Source organism: Streptomyces sp. NPDC018031 (assembly GCF_044327625.1).
Lineage (GTDB): Bacteria > Actinomycetota > Actinomycetes > Streptomycetales > Streptomycetaceae > Streptomyces.
On sequence record NZ_JBIRFT010000025.1, the window covers coordinates 49610 to 64733 of the forward strand.

Here is a 15124-nt window from a genome sequence, read left to right on the forward strand (position 1 = left end):
CTGACAGAAGACCCGGGCCCGGCTGTCAGCCGGGTGACAAACACCCGCCCGACGCCGCGAGCCCGCCCGCCCGCTGCCGTGAGCCCACCCGCCCGACGCCGCGAGCCGGCCCGGCCGACGCCGGGGGCCCGCCCGCCCGCTGCCGCGAGCCCGTCCGGCCGCGGCCGCTCTTTGTCACCCCCGCCACAAGAGACGACGCGTTCTCTGTCCCGCGGTGACAGGCCGGCACGGGCCGGCCGGCGGTAGATTCACCGCACCCCGCGCAGGAGGAAGCCCACGTGCCGAACGGATCCCGGACCGCGTCCGGCGATGCCACCCGAACCCGCCCCGACGACGGGCCGGGCACTCCCTTCAGCGCGTTCCCCTCCGGGCTGCACGCCCATCTGAGGCCGTTCTTCGCGGACATCTCCGAGGAAGTGGCGCTGGCGATCCGCACCGAGATCCCCGAGTACGCCCGCCCCATGGACGACACCTACATGCACGTCCTCCACGAAGGGGTCAGGAAGGCCCTGGACGGGTTCCTGGCCCGGATGGCCCACCCCGACAGCGACTGGGAGCCGGTCAAGGCCACCTATCAGCGCATCGGCCGGGGCGAGGCGGACGAGGGCCGCAGCCTCGACTCCTTCCAGGCCGCGCTCCGGCTCGGGGCCCGGGTGACCTGGCGGAGGGTCAACGCCCTGGTCGCCGACGACCTGCTGCCCCGGCACATCCTGGCCGCCTTCGGGGAGGCGCTCTTCGTGCACCTGGACGAGATCGCCGCCGCGACCACCGTCGGCTACACCGAGGCGCGGCTGCACGCGGCCGGCGAGCTCCAGCAGCGCCGGGCCCGCCTCATCGACCTGCTCACCACCGACCCGCCGGTCTCCGCGGAGGCCGTCACCGACCTCGCACACGCCGCCCAGTGGACGGTGCCGCGGGCGCTGGCCGTGGTCGTCACCGACCACGGCCCGCAGTACGAGACCATCCGCCCCATCGTGCCGCCCGAGTTCCTGGCCCGCTTCGACACCCGCCCGGGCATCGTCGTCGTCCCCGACCCCGAGGGCCCCGGACGCGCCCGGGCCGTGGCCGCGGCACTGAACGGGCTGCGGGCCGTGCTGGGACCCACCGTCTCCCCGGACGAGGGCGCCCGCTCGCTGCGCTGGGCGGTCGAGACGCTCGCACTGTGCCGGCGCGGCATCCTGCCCGGCGGCCGGCTGGTGCGCACCGCCGACCACCTGGCGACCCTGCTGCTCTTCCGGGACGAGGCGCTGGTGAACGCTATCGCCGAACGGCACCTCGGTGCGCTGCGGCAGGTCCGCTCCCCTCAGCGCGAACGCCTCGCCGAGACCCTGCTGTGCTGGCTGGAATGCGGCCGCAACGCCAGCGAGGTCGCCACCCGGCTCGCCGTCCACCCGCAGACGGTCCGCTACCGGCTGCGCCAGCTCGACGAGGTGTTCGGCGGCCGCCTCCACGACCAGGCGGCGCAGTTCGAGATGCAGCTGGCGCTGCGCGCCTGGCGCTGTGCCGGGGCCGCGGCCCGGAAGCGCTCCGAGGCCCGGGACGCCCCCGAAGGCAGCCCCTGAGGCCGCGGGCTCCCGGGGCGGCCCGGGGAACACCGGGCCGCCGTCCGGGCCGCCCCCGCCCCGGCCCGACGGCCTCCGGGTGCCCGCTGCGCGGCCTGCCCGGGGTCAGCCGGCGTACCGGTCGCGCAGCTCCCGCTTGAGGACCTTCATGCTCGGCCCGAGGGGGAGCTCCGCGATGAACTCCACCCGCCGGGGGTACTTGTGACGGCCCAGGTGCTGCCGGGACCAGGCGATGATCGCCGCCGCGTCCGGTGCGGAGCCCGGCGCGGGGACGACGACGGCGCAGACCTCCTCGCCGTGCCGCGGGTCGGGCAGGCCCACCACGGCGACCCGGGCGATGCCCGGGTGGCGGACGAGGACCTCCTCCACTTCCCTGGGGTACACGTTGTAACCGCCCCGGATGATGACGTCCTTCTTGCGATCCACGATGCGCAGGAAGCCGTCCGCGTCCTTGGTGCCCAGGTCGCCGGTGCGGAACCAGCCGTCGACCATGGCCTCCGCGGTCGCCTCCGGCCGGCCCAGGTAGCCGGAGAACAGGTTGTGGCCGCGGATCACCACCTCGCCCAGCTCGCCGGACGGCAGCAGTTCGACGCGCCGCTCGACGTCGGACCGCGCGATCTCCACCTCCACCCCCCACAGCGGGTGCCCGATGGTGCCCGGCCGGGTGCCGAACGCGGGCTGGTTGACGGCCGCGGTCGGGGAGGTCTCGGACAGGCCGTACCCCTCGTAGATCTTCGCGCCGAACGTCTCCTCGAACCGCTCCAGTACGGCGGCCGGCAACGAGGCGCCCCCGGAGATGCACAGCTTCAGCCGGGGTAGTTCGGTGGCCTCCTGCGCGGCCGACACCAGGGCGTCGTACATCGTCGGCACCCCGTGGAAGGTGTTGACGTGCTCGGCCACCATCACCTCGATCGCCCGCCGGGCGTCGAAGCGCGGCAGCAGCACCAGCGTGGCCCCGGCGCGCCAGGTGGAGTTCATCGACACCGTCTGCCCGAAGGCGTGGAACAGCGGCAGCGCGCCCAGCGCGGTGTCGTCCGGGCGGACGTCGTTGGCGTCGAAGGCGTTGACGGTCGCGTTCATCACCAGGTTGAGGTGGCTGAGCACGGCGCCCTTGGGGACGCCCGTGGTGCCGCTGGTGTAGAAGATGACGGCCGGGTCGTCCGCGTCCCGGGAGACGTAGGAGGGCAGCGGACGCACCGCGCGGGCACGCTCCTCGAACTCGCCGCCCAGGCGCAGCATCCGCACCCCCGCGGCCGCGGCGGCCGCCGTACCGGTCCCGGCCTGTGCGGGGTGGCACAGCAGCAGGGTCGCGCCGCTGTCCCGCAGCACGTGCTCGACCTCGGCGGCGGACAGCAGCAGGTGCACCGGCACCACCACCCCGCCGGCGGCCAGGATCGCGTAGTACGCCCGGGGGAACTCGGCGGTGTTGGGCGCCATCAGCGCCACCCTGTCCCCGGGCGCCACGCCCAGCTCGGTCAGGGCCGCGGCCTGCACCCGGGCCTGGTGCCACAACTCGTCGAAGGTCAGGCGCAGTCCGCCTTCGACGAGGCCGGTCCGGCCCCGATGGCGGTGGGCCGCCTCGGCGAGGATCGCAGCGAGGGAGAGTGTTGCCATGGAAGGTGCTCCGTTCTGGATGCGGCTCGGACCAGGTGGGGGCGTGGGGGTCAGGGGCGTTCGACGAGCACCGCACTGCCCTGGCCGACACCGACGCACATGGTGGCCAGGCCGCGCGCCGCGCCGGTGCGGCGCATCCGGTGCAGCAGGGTGGTCAGGATGCGGGCGCCGGAGCAGCCGAGCGGATGGCCGAGCGCGATGGCCCCGCCCGTCGGGTTGACCCGCTCGGGGTCGATGCCCAGCCGGTCGACGCAGGCCACGGCCTGGGCGGCGAACGCCTCGTTCACCTCGTACTCGTCGATGTCCCCGATACGCCAGCCCAGCCGCTCGGTCACCTTCCGGACCGCGGGCACCGGACCGATCCCCATGACGTCGGGGTGCACCCCGGCCGCGGCGCCGCCCGCGTACCGGCCCAGCGACTCCAGCCCCAGGTCCGCCAGTGCCTCCTCGCTGACCAGCAGCAGGGCGGCGGCGCCGTCGTTCATCGGGGAGGCGTTGCCGGCTCCGCGGAGCTTTCCGATGGGGGTGCGGCGGGCGGCCGCGAAGTGGACGGGGCGCACGATAGGGCTCCTGGTTCGGCGTTCGGTGCGGCGCGGGAGGGGCCGTGGTCCGAGCAGCGACCGGCATTAATTAGCACTGCTAGTTTTTGCACTATAGGGCGCCGCGCGGTCTCCTGGGAAGGCCGTCCCCCGATGTGCCGGACCCCGGCGCCGGTGACCTGCGCCACCCGCGGAGCCGGGCCGGACCCGGCCGCCGCACCCGGCCCGGGCCGCCTTCCGGAGGGCGCCGCCGCCCCGGCTCGGCCAGACCCGACGGCCCCGTTGTTTGCTTCGGGGCCCGCGTCCATCGCCCGCCGTGCCCCGCCCGCCGGGCCCCCTCACCTGCCCCGGGGCCCGCGCCCATCGTCTCCATGCCCCGCCCCGCCGGCCACCGTCCGCCGGGCACCGCGTGCCGCCGGGCATCGCCCGCCGGGCAACCGTCCGCAGGGCCCCGCATGCCGGCGGGCCCGGTGCCGCCCCCGGCACCGGGCCCGCGGGTGACCAGGGCGGTCCCGGCCGCCGGTCGCCGGACACGCGGCTAGGCGGTGCCCTCCGCCCGCTCGGTGATGGTCACCCGTCCCTCGCGGATGGTCGCCAGCCGGGTGGCCCGGCGGGCGAGCGCGGAGTCATGGGTGACCATGACGAAGGTCAGGTCGTACTCCCGCCACAGTCCCTCCAGCAGTTCCATGATCTCGTCGCGCATCGACTCGTCGAGATTGCCGGTGGGCTCGTCCGCCAGCAGCACCCTGGGCCGCTTGACCAGCGCACGGGCGATGGCGACGCGCTGCTGCTGACCGCCCGACAGCTCCCCGGGCAGGTGCCCGCACCGCTCCTCGAGGCCCACCGACGCCAGCGCCTCGGCCGCCCGGGTCCGCCGCGCGGCCGCCTTCAGGCCGAGCGGCACCAGCGCGGTCTCCACGTTCTCCTGGGCGGTGAGGGTGGGGATGAGGTTGAACCCCTGGAAGACGAAGCCGATCTGCTCCGCCCGCACCCGGGTCAGCCGGGCCTCGGGCAGCGTCGCGAGATCCGCGCCGTCCAGGACCACACTGCCGCGCGAGGGCCGGTCCAGTCCGCCGAGCATCTGCAGCAGGGTGGACTTCCCGCCACCGGTCGGCCCCTGGACCACCAGCCGGCCGCCGTCCTCGATGGTCAGGTCGACCCCGTCCAGTGCGGTCAGGGTCTCCCGGCCGCGCCGGTAGTGCTTGGTGACGCCTTTGAGCTGGTACATCTTCTTCCACTCCATGGATGACGAGACGGGATGGGGGCCGGATCGGCTACTCGACGCGCCGCAGGGCGTCGGCCGGACGCAGCCGGGCCGCGCGCCAGCCGCCGAATCCCCCCGCGACCAGTCCGCCGGACACCGCGAGCGCCACCGCGAGGCCGATGGTGCCCGCCGCGACGGGCGCGGTCAGCGCGACGTCCAGCGCTCGGCCCCCGGCCTGCCGGACGGCTCCGCCCGGACCGCCGCCGGCGACGAGCGCCGGGCCGCCTCCGGGACCCTGCGGACCGCCCCCGCCCGGTTCCGCGGTGAGGGTGGGGGCGAGGGCGGTGACCAGCCACGCCCCGGTCAGCCCCAGCGCGATGCCGAGCGCACCGCCCACCAGCCCGGTGACCAGCGCCTCGCCGGCCACCTGCCGGGTCACCCGGCCGCTCTTCCAGCCCACCGCCTTGAGGGTGCCGAACTCCCGTACCCGGCGGTTCACCGCCGCCGAGGTGAGCAGCCCGGCGACCAGGAACGCCGTGGCCAGCACCGCGATCGACAGCCACTTGCCCACCCCGGAGGCCAGGTCGGAAGCGGTGGACAGGGACCCGGAGACGGTGTCCGCGAGGTCGGCCGAGGTGGTCACCGTGGTGCCGCTGACGTTCCGCTGGATGGCCTCCTTGACGTCGTCGATGCGCTGCGAGTCGGCGGCCCGCACGTACACCGTGGTGACCTTGCCCTTGGCGTCGGCGAGCGACTGCGCCCGGGCCAGGGGGAGATAGACGTCGGCGGCCGCGTCCCCGCTGTCCGCCGTCGCGATGCCGATGACGGTGAAACGGGTACCGGAGACGGTGAACTTCTCACCGGCCTTCAGCCCGTTCTTCTTCGCGTGGGCGCTGTCCACCACCGCGACCGCGGCGTCGGACTCGCCCACGGTGAAGGTGCGACCGGAGGTGATCTTCGAGGTGGTCAGCGGGCCGAGGCCCTGGTGGGCGACGTCCGTGCCGTAGGCCCGGTACGAGTCGACGTCGAAGTCCGCGCCGCCGCCCCGCACGGTGTCCTTGGGGCCGTCGCCCGGCCCGCCGGACCCCGGCTCGGCGCGCCGGACCGTGCCGGGGGTGAACTTCCCGCTCACCTTCATCACGCGCAGGCCCAGCCCGCCGACCGCCTCCGCGACGCCGTCCTCCCGGCCGACCTCGGCGACGGTCGAGGAGCTGAGGGTCTGGAAGCCGTCGACGAGCACCATGTCCCGGCTCTGTTCTGCGTCCCCCTCGGCCCCCTCGGCCTTCTCGGCGCCCTTGGCGTCGAACTCGAAGCGGGGCCGCTGCCGGGTCTCCCCCTCACCGGGCGGCTCGGCGGCCTTGGTGACGGTCATGTCGGTACCGAGCCCGTACAACGACTCCAGCACCTTGTCCTGGGCCCGGTTCATCCCGGACGAGACCGAGTCGACCACGATGACCAGCGCGATCCCCAGGGCCAGACCCGAGGCGACGACGAGCGCCGCTTTCCGGCGGCGGCGCAACTCGCGCCGTAGATAGACGAAGAACATGCGGCGACGGTAGGAACGCCGGGTGATGGGACGTTAAGGGAGCCATGAGAGACGGATGAGAAGGGCGCCCGGCCGCCCCTGGCCCGGCCCGGCCCGCCCCGACGAGCACCTGCCGACCTGACCTGACCTGACCTGACCCGCCCCGAGCCGACCCGGCTCCGGCGAGGCCGACCGGCCCCACCCGCGACGGCGGGACTGCCGGGAGATCGGACCGGGTGCCTGCCCCCGCGGCCCGACCGGCCCGAACCGCCGCGTTTCACGCGGAGACGAACGGCTCCGTCAGGTGCGGCGTCGCCAGGTGCAGCCTGGTGGCGGACTCGTGGCCGAGCATGCGCTCCCTCGAGCGCCTGGCCTCCTCGGGGTCCGCCTCATGTGCGTAGGCGAGCTCGGGGTGGAGCACCTGGAGCGCGTGCACCAGGAGGTCACCGGTGACGAGCGCCAGCTCGCGCCCGTCGGCGACCAGCACGCTCTGGTGTCCGGGCGTGTGACCGGGCGTGGCGACCACGCGCCCGGCACGCAGCGTCGTGTCCCCGTCGAGGAGCCGGAGCCGGCCGGCGGCCTCGAGCGGGTCGGTCAGGGCCTCGCGAAGCTGCGGGTTGAGCGCGTCGAGGGCGTCGAACTCGGCCCGCTGGAGCAGGTATTCGGCGTTCGGGAAGTAGGGGCGGCGGGTCGCGGGGTCGCCGTCCGCCGCGCCGCCCGCCGAGGGGACGGCCGCCTCGGTCACGACCGCCCACCCGACGTGGTCGGTGTGCAGATGCGTGAGCACCACGGTGTCGACCTCGGCCGGGTCGATGCCCGCGGCGGCGAGCGACTCCGGGAGCACCCCGGGCACGGGCGCCCACGAGCCGGCCGGGCTGTCCGCCGGGCCGATCCCGGCGTCCACGACGGTGAGGCCCCGCTCGCCGCGGATCGCGTACGCACGGAACTGGAGCCGCCAGCGGCCCTCGGCGTCGACCGCGCCCGGGTCGAAGCGGTCGGCCTCGGCCCACTGTGCGGCCGTGGCCTCGGGGAAGGCCTCGGCGCGCGGGGAGAAGAACGGCCCCTCGCCGTCGGCGAGGGCGATGATCTCGGTCGAGCCGATCCGGAGGCGGGGAACACTGGGGGACATGCCCGCGATCCTGCCATGCCCGCCACGGGGGTGGTGACTCGCCCCAAGCCGTGATGATCCCGATGTGCGAGGAGGTGGTCTCCCGGACGAACGGCGTTCGGCGCCGGGGTGGTTGCCACCCGCACGGGAGCGGCGGCCGGGACCACCGGGGCGCTGCCGGCCCGCCGCTCGACCGAGACCCCCGCCCGTGACCGGCCGCCCTCCGGCCGGGCAGCCACCCGCGACCGGGCGGCGGCGCTACCCGGGAACCACGCCGCCGGGTGCCGCCGCCGAGACCGCGAACATGGGTACGGCCATCAGCAGCCGGTCGCTCCCGGCGCGCCCCCGCTGCTCGGCCAGCCACGCCCGTGCCTGTCCGCCGGTCACCGCGCCGGCGGTGCGAGCCGCCTCCACGAGCCCTGCCAGCAGCGGCAGCGCGGCGGCTCCGGTGAACACCGCCGTGTGCACCTCGACCGTCACGTCCGTGAATTCGGCGTCCAGCAGCCCGGCCCGCGAACGCCGCGCCGCGAAGGGGCCGGTCACCAGGTCGGCCCGGGCGTGCACCAGGGTGCGGGTGAGCCCGGGATCGTCGGAGTCGACCATGAGGGAGTCCCAGTCCTGCCCGACCAGAACGATCCGCCCGCCCGGCGCGAGCACCCGCCGGGCCTCCCGCAGGGCCCGCTCCGGCGCGTCGAGTTCATGGAAGACCTTGTCCGCGCGGTAGCCCGCCGCGGAGCCGTCCGCCAGGGGCAGCCGGTACGCCCCCGCGGACCGGAAGTCGCCCTCCGGCCACCGCTCACGAGCCACCGCGATCATGTGCGGGTCCGGATCGACACCGACCGCCCGAACCCCCCGCGCGGCCAGTTCCGCCACCGCGCGCCCGGCCCCGCATCCGACATCCACCACCGTCGTCCCCGCCCGGACGTCGAGCAGTTCATAGGACCGCGCCCGTAGTTCCGCGACGCCCGGCAGGGCATCCGCCGCGTCGAGCCGGGCGAGGAGGTCCCGGACGGGACGCCGTGACATCTGTTCCTTGGACATGGCGGCCAGCCTGCGACTTAATGCCGACATGAAGTCAAGCGGCCCGAACGGCACCCCGACCGGCGACCCCGCGCCGTCCACCGAGCCGTCGATGAGCATCGGGGACCTCGCCGGGCACTTCGGTCTGCCCACCCACGTCCTGCGTCACTGGGAGGCGATGGGCCTGCTCGCCCCGGCCCGCGACCCGGCCGGCCGGCGCCGGTACGGCGCCGCCGACCTCACCCGGGTCGCGGTCGTCCTGCGCGCCAAGGAGGCGGGCCTGTCACTGGACGCCATCCGCACGCTCACCACCACCGACCCCACCACCCGGCGGGACCTGCTGCGGCGCGAGGCCGAGGCGCTGCGCTCGCGGATCGCGGCCGCCCGCGCCTCGCTGGCACTCGTCGAATGCGCCCTGGAGTGCCCGCACGAGGACTTCACCCGGTGCCGGCACTCCCGACAGGTGATCGCCGAACGGGTGGCCGGATCCGCCCGCAGACGAACCGATCGGCCGATTGCCGAAACGCTCCACCGCTCGTTGGCAGAGTGTGATCACTACTGCTGCGAAGACGGTGACGTGATGGGCAAGCACAAGAAGGGGCGCAAGCACCGCACCGTCAACCGAACCCCTCGCCCGGTCGGTCCCGCACGGCGGCCGACCGCCCGCATCCCCGCGGCGTCAGCCGCGGCGGCGGTGAGCGAGACGAACCCGGTGCGCGAGCACCGGGCCGAGAAGGCCGTGACGTTCGGCGCCGATCGGGCGCCCACCAGGAAGGAGACGGAGGGTGAGCTGTCCCACGACACGTCCGGCGACGCCGGGTTGGGTCGCCATGCGAACCGCACCTGGCACCAGCTCCAGGCGGTGGGAGCCGCCGGGACGACGGTCGAGGAACTGTCCGTAGCCGTCGGCTACCAGTCCCGCACCATCCTCAAGCACCTCAAGACCATGGCCGGGCACGGGATGGCCGAGCAGCGCGGTGACCGGTGGCACGCGACGGGAGCGGCCCCGGGCGCCGCCGCGTCCGACGGCGACCGCTTCGAGAACGCCGCCGGCCCACGGAGCTACGTCCCCGGCTGAGGTCGGGGTGCCGACGCACCAGGCGACGGCCGGGGCCCTGGGGCCCCGGCCGGGCGGCGCCCGCGCCCGGCCGGGGCCCCAGGGCCCGCCGACGGCCACGAGGCACTCCTCGCATACCGTGCCGCGTCGACGCCCTGAGCCGGCAGGTATTCCGCCGGCTCCCCGGCACAACGGACGGGCGAGAAAAGGAGTTTGCCGCTCGCCCGACCGCGACCGCTTCCGGCGGAGGATCGCCGTCCATGTAGTCTCGGTGTCGATCGACCGTCTCGTGGCTTGGAGGAAACACCCGTGACGAAGGCCCCGTTCGTCGCCATGACCGCCGCTACCGCGGCGCTGGGGACCGCCCTTGGCTCCCTCGCACTTCAGCTGCGCGCGCACGGCTACGAGCAGTACGTCGAATCCGTGGCCACCTTCAGCGTCCTGATGTACGTCACCGCAGCTCTGGTCGTGGTGACATGGGTCCGAGACGGTCGGCCGCACGCCGGCTGAGCCCCGCGCGGACCAGCACCGGAACACACGGACCGACGGCCGGCTCCCGGACCCACCGCCTCACGAAACCCGCGTCAGAGCCGTGCCCCCCTCGGGGCCCCACCGACGCTCCGTGAGAATCTCCGGCCCCGCGCCCGCTGCCCGTGGCTCATACGGTCAAGTGTGCCGCTTGCCGGCCCGCACGAGCCCGCTGCCGGAGGTATGAGGGGTGAGTGAGCACCCGCACTTCGCGGGCAGGCGCTCCGCACGGCCGACAGCTCCGCTTATCGGATTGCCGCCGACCGGCCCGGTCGGATAAGAAGCCTGCATGCTGAAGGGGAACAGGGTCGGGCTGAGGGCACGGCACGAGGACGACATCCCGGTCCTGCGGACCGAGCTCTACGACGACGTGGTCAACTCCTCCAGGGCCGAGGGCGGGCCGTGGCGGCCGATCACGCCCGGCTCGAACGATCCGCGGCTCGTGGTGGACGACAAAGAGCAGGGGAGCGTCCAGTTCTCGGTGGTGGAGCTGGACGGCGGGACGCTGGTCGGCACCGCGGTGCTGTGGGGCATCGACAACCACAACCGGTCCGCGCACCTCGGGCTGGGGCTGCTGCCGTCCTCCCGCGGCAAGGGCTACGGCACCGACGTGGTCGCGGTGCTGTGCCACTACGGCTTCGTCGTGCGCGGGCTGCAGCGGCTGCAGATCGAGACGCTGTCGGACAACTTCGGGATGCTGCGCGCCGCCGAGCGCAACGGCTTCGTCCGCGAGGGCGTGATGCGCTCCTCGGCCTGGGTGTTGGGCGAGTTCCTGGACGAGGTGCTGCTCGGGCTCCTCGCCCAGGACTGGAAGCCGGACGCGAAGGCGTAGGCCCCCCGCCGGGTCGGGCCCCGGCACGGCACGGTCCACGCCCCCGCCGCCCGACGATCGAGGGGGCCACGGAGCCGGCACGGACGGAGCCGGGTGCGGCGACGCTCGTCTCGCGTCGGCCGCGGGTGCGGTTCTCCGCCGACCGGCAGCGATACACCCGCGCCCGCTGCCCCCTGCCAAGCCGTGGCGGCCCCCGGCGGGCCCACCACCGCCGCCTGGTCGCGTCACACCGCCGGCAGCACACGGGCGCGCGCGGCGGCCAGTGCCACGTGCACTGCCCGGTCCGCGGTCCCCTTGTCGACCGGCTCGCCGGTGAACACGAGCCGGAAGTAGATCGGCGCGGCGAGGGCCTTGAGGAGTTCGGCTGGGTCGGTGTCCGAGGGGAGTTCGCCGCGCTCGACGGCCCGGGTGACGACGGGTTCCGCCCGCCGGAACCTGTCGTCGAAGAGCGCGTGCTTGACCTCGGCGAGCCGGGGGACGCGTGCGGCGTCCGAGAGGACGGTGGTGAGCAAGGCCCGACCGGCCCGCGTGGTCATGGTGGCGACGAGGGAGCGGGCCAGCGCGCGCAGGTCACTCTCCACCGCACCGGTGTCGGGGATCGGGATGTCCGCGGCGAAATGGCCGGCCAGCGCGTCGGCGACAAGCTGGTCGGTGTCTTCCCAGTTCCGGTAGATCGTCGTCTTGTGGACGCCGGCCCGTCGGGCGACGCCGTCGACCGTCAGGGCTGCATACCCGGTCTCCGTCAGCTCGGTGATGGTCGCCTCCAGCACGGCGGCGCGCATCTTGCTGCCTCGCCCGACGGCGGAGGCACGTCGTGAGGGCGACCCCTCGGACTTCATTGCAACTCCCGGTTGCGTTGATGGCGGAACGTGCGACAGGATCAGGTTATCGCAACTTGGAGTTGCGATGTGGTCGCGATCTCCCGTGGCCGCAGCCCGTCCTGACCCCTGGATCGAGGTCCCCATGCCCCGTGCCTACCGGGCAGTCGCCCGCAACTCACTGCGAGACGCCGGCGACACAGCCGCGTGCGGCGCTGCCTACAACCCCGACCCGGTCGGCCACCACGCCGCGAGCCAGGTGCCGCAAGGGGGCCGCGCGTGAACTGGACACCGGATTCCATTCCCGACCAGACGGGGCGCCTGGTCGTCGTCACCGGCGCCAACAGCGGCATCGGGTACGTCACCGCACGTGAACTCGCCCGCCGCGGCGCCCATGTCGTCCTGGCCTGCCGCGACCACGGGCGCGGCCGGGCAGCACTGGAGCGGCTGCGCGGCGAAGTGCCCGGCGCCCGTGCCGAACTGCGCGGGCTCGACCTCGCCGACCTGGAGTCCATCGGAGAATTCGCCGAGGGCTGGGACCACGACCGGCTCGATCTCCTGGTCAACAACGCCGGTGTCGCCATGGTTCCGTTCTCCCGGACCGCCGACGGCTTCGAGTCGCAGTTCGGCATCAACCACCTCGGTACGTTCGCGCTCACCGGGCTGCTGATGCCTCACCTGCTGGCCGCCGACGATCCGCGTGTGGTGACCGTCAGCAGCGAGGGCCAACGCTTCGCCCAGTTCGACATGGCCAACCTGAACGCCGAGCGCCGCTACCGGGCTGCCTTCGCCTACGTGCAGTCCAAGCGGGCCAACCTCCTCTTCGCCGTGGAACTGCAGCGCAGGGCCGACGCCGCCGGGCTCAGGCTGCGCAGCATGGCCGTCGCCCCCGGACTCACCCGTTCCAATGTGCTCACCGGCGGTGCCAACAGCAGCCGGGGCCGCGCGTACGGCATCCTCACGCGCCTGCTCCTGCGTATCGCCTTCCGCCCCACCCCGGACGGTGCGAAGACCTCCCTGTGCGCGTCAACCGTCCCCGATCTGCCCGGGGGGAGCTACGTCGTGCCGGACGGGCCGTTCCAACTCCGTGGCGAACCCGTCCTCCGCAGACGTGAGCGTGCCGTACGGGACGCGGCTACGGCCCACGCGTTGTGGGTGCTCTCCGAACAGCTCACCGGCGTGCGCTACCCCCTCACCGCGGAACCGCCTCCTCGGACATGAGCGGTTCCGCGCATCCACGGGCCCGCGCGAGCGAGTGACCGGGGTGATTCCGCACTTCGCCCCATGGCCTCTCGGGTCCCCCATCGCTCGGCGCCCCGGCGGCCTGGGCCGTGCCGTCTCAGCCGAAGGCGTCGGCGAAGGCCGCCCGGACCGGCGACGGGTCCCGGCGGTCGAGCACGCCGAACACCACCCGGTCGAAGTGGCCGGCGAACCGGCCGGCCCCGGTGAGGTGCGCGTGGAACGCCGCCGCCACCTGGGCCGGGTCGTTCATGAACACCCCGCATCCCCAGGCGCCGAGCACCAGGCGGCGGTAGCCGTGCGCGGCGGCCACCTCCAGCACCCGCCCGCCGCGCCGCAGCAGCGTCGCCGGGAGCCGCGCCACCGCTCCGGGATCGCGCCGCGCGACGACGCCCGCGTTGGGTGCCGGCGAGGTCAGGAAGCCCACCCGGTACGGCACGTCCAGCAGCCGGCCCCGGTCGTCCCGGAAGACGGGCACGGCGGGGGAGTGGATGACCCGGTCGCTGTAGAAGGGGCTGGGGTCGGCGCGGTGCGCCGCGTAGTACTCCGGCGCCTCGCGCAGGCACCGGTAGAGCGCGGATGCCCGGCACAGCGCCTCTTCCTGGGCCTGCGCCCCGTTGAGGTAGCCGCCGCCCGGGTTGCGCGCGGAGGCGAAGTCGAGCACCGCGACCGGCTCGCCGTCCGCCACCAGGCGGCGCGCCGCCTCCAGGCTGCTCTCCGCGGTGACCTCGTACCGCGCACCGCCCGCGGGACCGCCCGCCGGGGAAGCGCTCCGCGGCGACCGGCCGGCGGACGGCGGACCCACGGTGTCCTCCGGCGCGTACAGCCGGGTCCGCGCCACCGCCCGCGCGATGTCGTCCGCGAGATCGACCCGGTGCCCGCCAGGCGCGGTGTAGCCCCCCTGGGCCACGATCCGCTCGGTCTCGTTCGCGATGCTCCGCAGCCGTGCGCTCATATCCGTCCCTCCCACGTCGCCCCGAGGCTACGGAAGCGCTGGTCACGAGGCGAGGGAATTACGCGCGGTCCGGCCCACCGGGTACCGCGGCGGGTTCGGGATCACGGCTCGGCCGCTCGTCTCGGAGTGGGAAGCCACGCCCCGGGCGGCTGACCTCCGTTCTCCTTTCGGGGCAGTCGCCGGGCACGGTTCCGGGTGTGGCGCCGGGGCCGTGGACCGGGGAGGACGAGGGGCCGCGGCCGGATCGGGCGCCGTGCGAACCACATGAGGCCAATCGGTAGCCGGGCATGTCGAGTGCCGGTTCCTGCCCTGTCCGGGCTGCTCGCCGCCACCCGCTTCAGTTGCCGGGCGGCGATGGTTCACCATGGCGAAGGCCCCGATGGCGGGGTCCGGGAGCGGAGGAGGCTCGCATGCTGGAATGGAAACCGATCAGCCACGGACCCCGTCCCGTTCCCCACCCCGCCGCGACGCCTTCGATCTGGGGTGTGGTCTCGGCCGCGGCCCTGGCCGTGGTCACCGCGTTCAACTTCCTCGACCGCCAGGGCGACCCCACCTTCGACCTCATCGCGCTCTCCGTGATCGCCGCGCTGGTGAGCACCGGAGCCCGCCTCGCCGCCGCCCCCGGCACCGCCCTGCTCTGCTGGCTGATCCTCAACGGCTTCGCCATCCCGCCCATGGGCCGGCTCACCTGGGTGGCCTCGCACGACCTCGGACGTCTCGTCTGTCTGCTCACCGCCGCCGTCGTCGGGACGGCGGTCGCCCGGCTCGCGCACGCCCGCGCCGCCTACCGCAGATTCCCGCACTGACGCCGGGGCGTGGCTGCCGGCGGGGGGCGGGAGCGCGGCCGGCGGGGTACCCGGCGGCCCGGGGGCCGACTCCGTCCTCGTGCGGCACGGACCGGACGGAGGCCTGATCACGCCGCACGCGCCGCCGAAGTGCCCCGCCCCCGCCCGCCGGGGGCGGGCAACGGCGACCCGGGCGGGCGGGGGCGGCCGCCCCCGGCCGCCGGCGTGCACCCGCCTTCGGGGGCGTCCACGCGGGGACTCGAGCAGCGCTCGGGCTTCGCTGGGACCGCACCGCCACTCCAGCCCCACCTGTCACACGGGTCGTCAACTGACGTACC

General features: G+C 74.6%; 13 protein-coding genes and 1 pseudogene. 6 read left to right on the forward strand and 8 right to left on the reverse strand.

Going from position 1 to position 15124, the window contains the following annotated elements:
* The first annotated feature begins 278 nt into the window (after positions 1 to 278).
* Positions 279 to 1562 (forward strand): PucR family transcriptional regulator, encoded by a 1284-nt coding sequence (locus tag ACH4B3_RS32020; RefSeq protein WP_398468892.1) that lies wholly within the window; start codon positions 279 to 281, stop codon positions 1560 to 1562.
* 105 nt (positions 1563 to 1667) lie between these two features.
* On the opposite strand, the gene ACH4B3_RS32025 is transcribed toward ACH4B3_RS32020, so the two are convergent.
* From ACH4B3_RS32025 to ACH4B3_RS32050, 6 genes and pseudogenes are all read right to left on the reverse strand, one after another.
* Complete coding sequence (locus ACH4B3_RS32025; RefSeq protein WP_398468893.1) at positions 1668 to 3176, reverse strand: long-chain fatty acid--CoA ligase; 1509 nt, start codon at positions 3174 to 3176, stop codon at positions 1668 to 1670.
* A gap of 50 nt (positions 3177 to 3226) precedes the next feature.
* Positions 3227 to 3679 (reverse strand): annotated as a pseudogene (locus tag ACH4B3_RS32030) (3-oxoadipyl-CoA thiolase); the annotation flags it as partial.
* 574 nt (positions 3680 to 4253) lie between these two features.
* Positions 4254 to 4943: an ABC transporter ATP-binding protein gene (locus ACH4B3_RS32035; protein WP_398468936.1), complete on the reverse strand. Its 690-nt coding sequence runs from the start codon at positions 4941 to 4943 to the stop codon at positions 4254 to 4256.
* Between the two features lie 46 nt (positions 4944 to 4989).
* Positions 4990 to 6465 carry an ABC transporter permease gene (locus ACH4B3_RS32040; protein WP_398468895.1) on the reverse strand — a complete coding sequence of 492 codons (1476 nt, stop codon included), beginning with the start codon at positions 6463 to 6465 and terminating at the stop codon, positions 4990 to 4992.
* 256 nt (positions 6466 to 6721) lie between these two features.
* On the reverse strand, positions 6722 to 7573 hold the full coding sequence (locus ACH4B3_RS32045; RefSeq protein WP_398468897.1) for an MBL fold metallo-hydrolase: 852 nt from the start codon (positions 7571 to 7573) through the stop codon (positions 6722 to 6724).
* A gap of 237 nt (positions 7574 to 7810) precedes the next feature.
* Positions 7811 to 8593, reverse strand: a complete 783-nt coding sequence (locus ACH4B3_RS32050) for a methyltransferase domain-containing protein (protein ID WP_398468899.1) — start codon at positions 8591 to 8593, stop codon at positions 7811 to 7813.
* Between the two features lie 28 nt (positions 8594 to 8621).
* Here ACH4B3_RS32050 and ACH4B3_RS32055 point away from each other — a divergent pair, with 28 nt between their 5' ends.
* The 3 genes from ACH4B3_RS32055 (at position 8622) to ACH4B3_RS32065 (ending at position 10989) form a co-directional block, all read left to right on the forward strand.
* Positions 8622 to 9650, forward strand: coding sequence for a MerR family transcriptional regulator (locus tag ACH4B3_RS32055; RefSeq protein WP_398468901.1), 1029 nt, complete (start codon positions 8622 to 8624; stop codon positions 9648 to 9650).
* 288 nt (positions 9651 to 9938) lie between these two features.
* Positions 9939 to 10139 carry an SCO3870 family protein gene (locus tag ACH4B3_RS32060; RefSeq protein ID WP_398468903.1) on the forward strand — a complete coding sequence of 67 codons (201 nt, stop codon included), beginning with the start codon at positions 9939 to 9941 and terminating at the stop codon, positions 10137 to 10139.
* Positions 10140 to 10446: 307 nt separating this feature from the next.
* Positions 10447 to 10989: a GNAT family N-acetyltransferase gene (locus ACH4B3_RS32065; RefSeq protein ID WP_398468905.1), complete on the forward strand. Its 543-nt coding sequence runs from the start codon at positions 10447 to 10449 to the stop codon at positions 10987 to 10989.
* Between the two features lie 224 nt (positions 10990 to 11213).
* Here ACH4B3_RS32065 and ACH4B3_RS32070 read toward each other — a convergent pair whose 3' ends face one another.
* Complete coding sequence (locus ACH4B3_RS32070) at positions 11214 to 11828, reverse strand: TetR/AcrR family transcriptional regulator (RefSeq protein ID WP_398468907.1); 615 nt, start codon at positions 11826 to 11828, stop codon at positions 11214 to 11216.
* A gap of 258 nt (positions 11829 to 12086) precedes the next feature.
* Between ACH4B3_RS32070 and ACH4B3_RS32075 the strand changes: the two genes are divergently transcribed.
* Positions 12087 to 13028: an oxidoreductase gene (locus ACH4B3_RS32075; protein ID WP_398468909.1), complete on the forward strand. Its 942-nt coding sequence runs from the start codon at positions 12087 to 12089 to the stop codon at positions 13026 to 13028.
* A 118-nt stretch (positions 13029 to 13146) separates the two neighbouring features.
* Here the strand turns inward: ACH4B3_RS32075 and ACH4B3_RS32080 are convergent, their stop codons facing one another.
* Positions 13147 to 14001, reverse strand: coding sequence for a TIGR02452 family protein (locus tag ACH4B3_RS32080; RefSeq protein WP_398468911.1), 855 nt, complete (start codon positions 13999 to 14001; stop codon positions 13147 to 13149).
* A 410-nt stretch (positions 14002 to 14411) separates the two neighbouring features.
* Between ACH4B3_RS32080 and ACH4B3_RS32085 the strand changes: the two genes are divergently transcribed.
* Positions 14412 to 14807 carry a hypothetical protein gene (locus ACH4B3_RS32085; RefSeq protein ID WP_398468913.1) on the forward strand — a complete coding sequence of 132 codons (396 nt, stop codon included), beginning with the start codon at positions 14412 to 14414 and terminating at the stop codon, positions 14805 to 14807.
* The last annotated feature ends 317 nt before the right edge of the window (positions 14808 to 15124 follow it).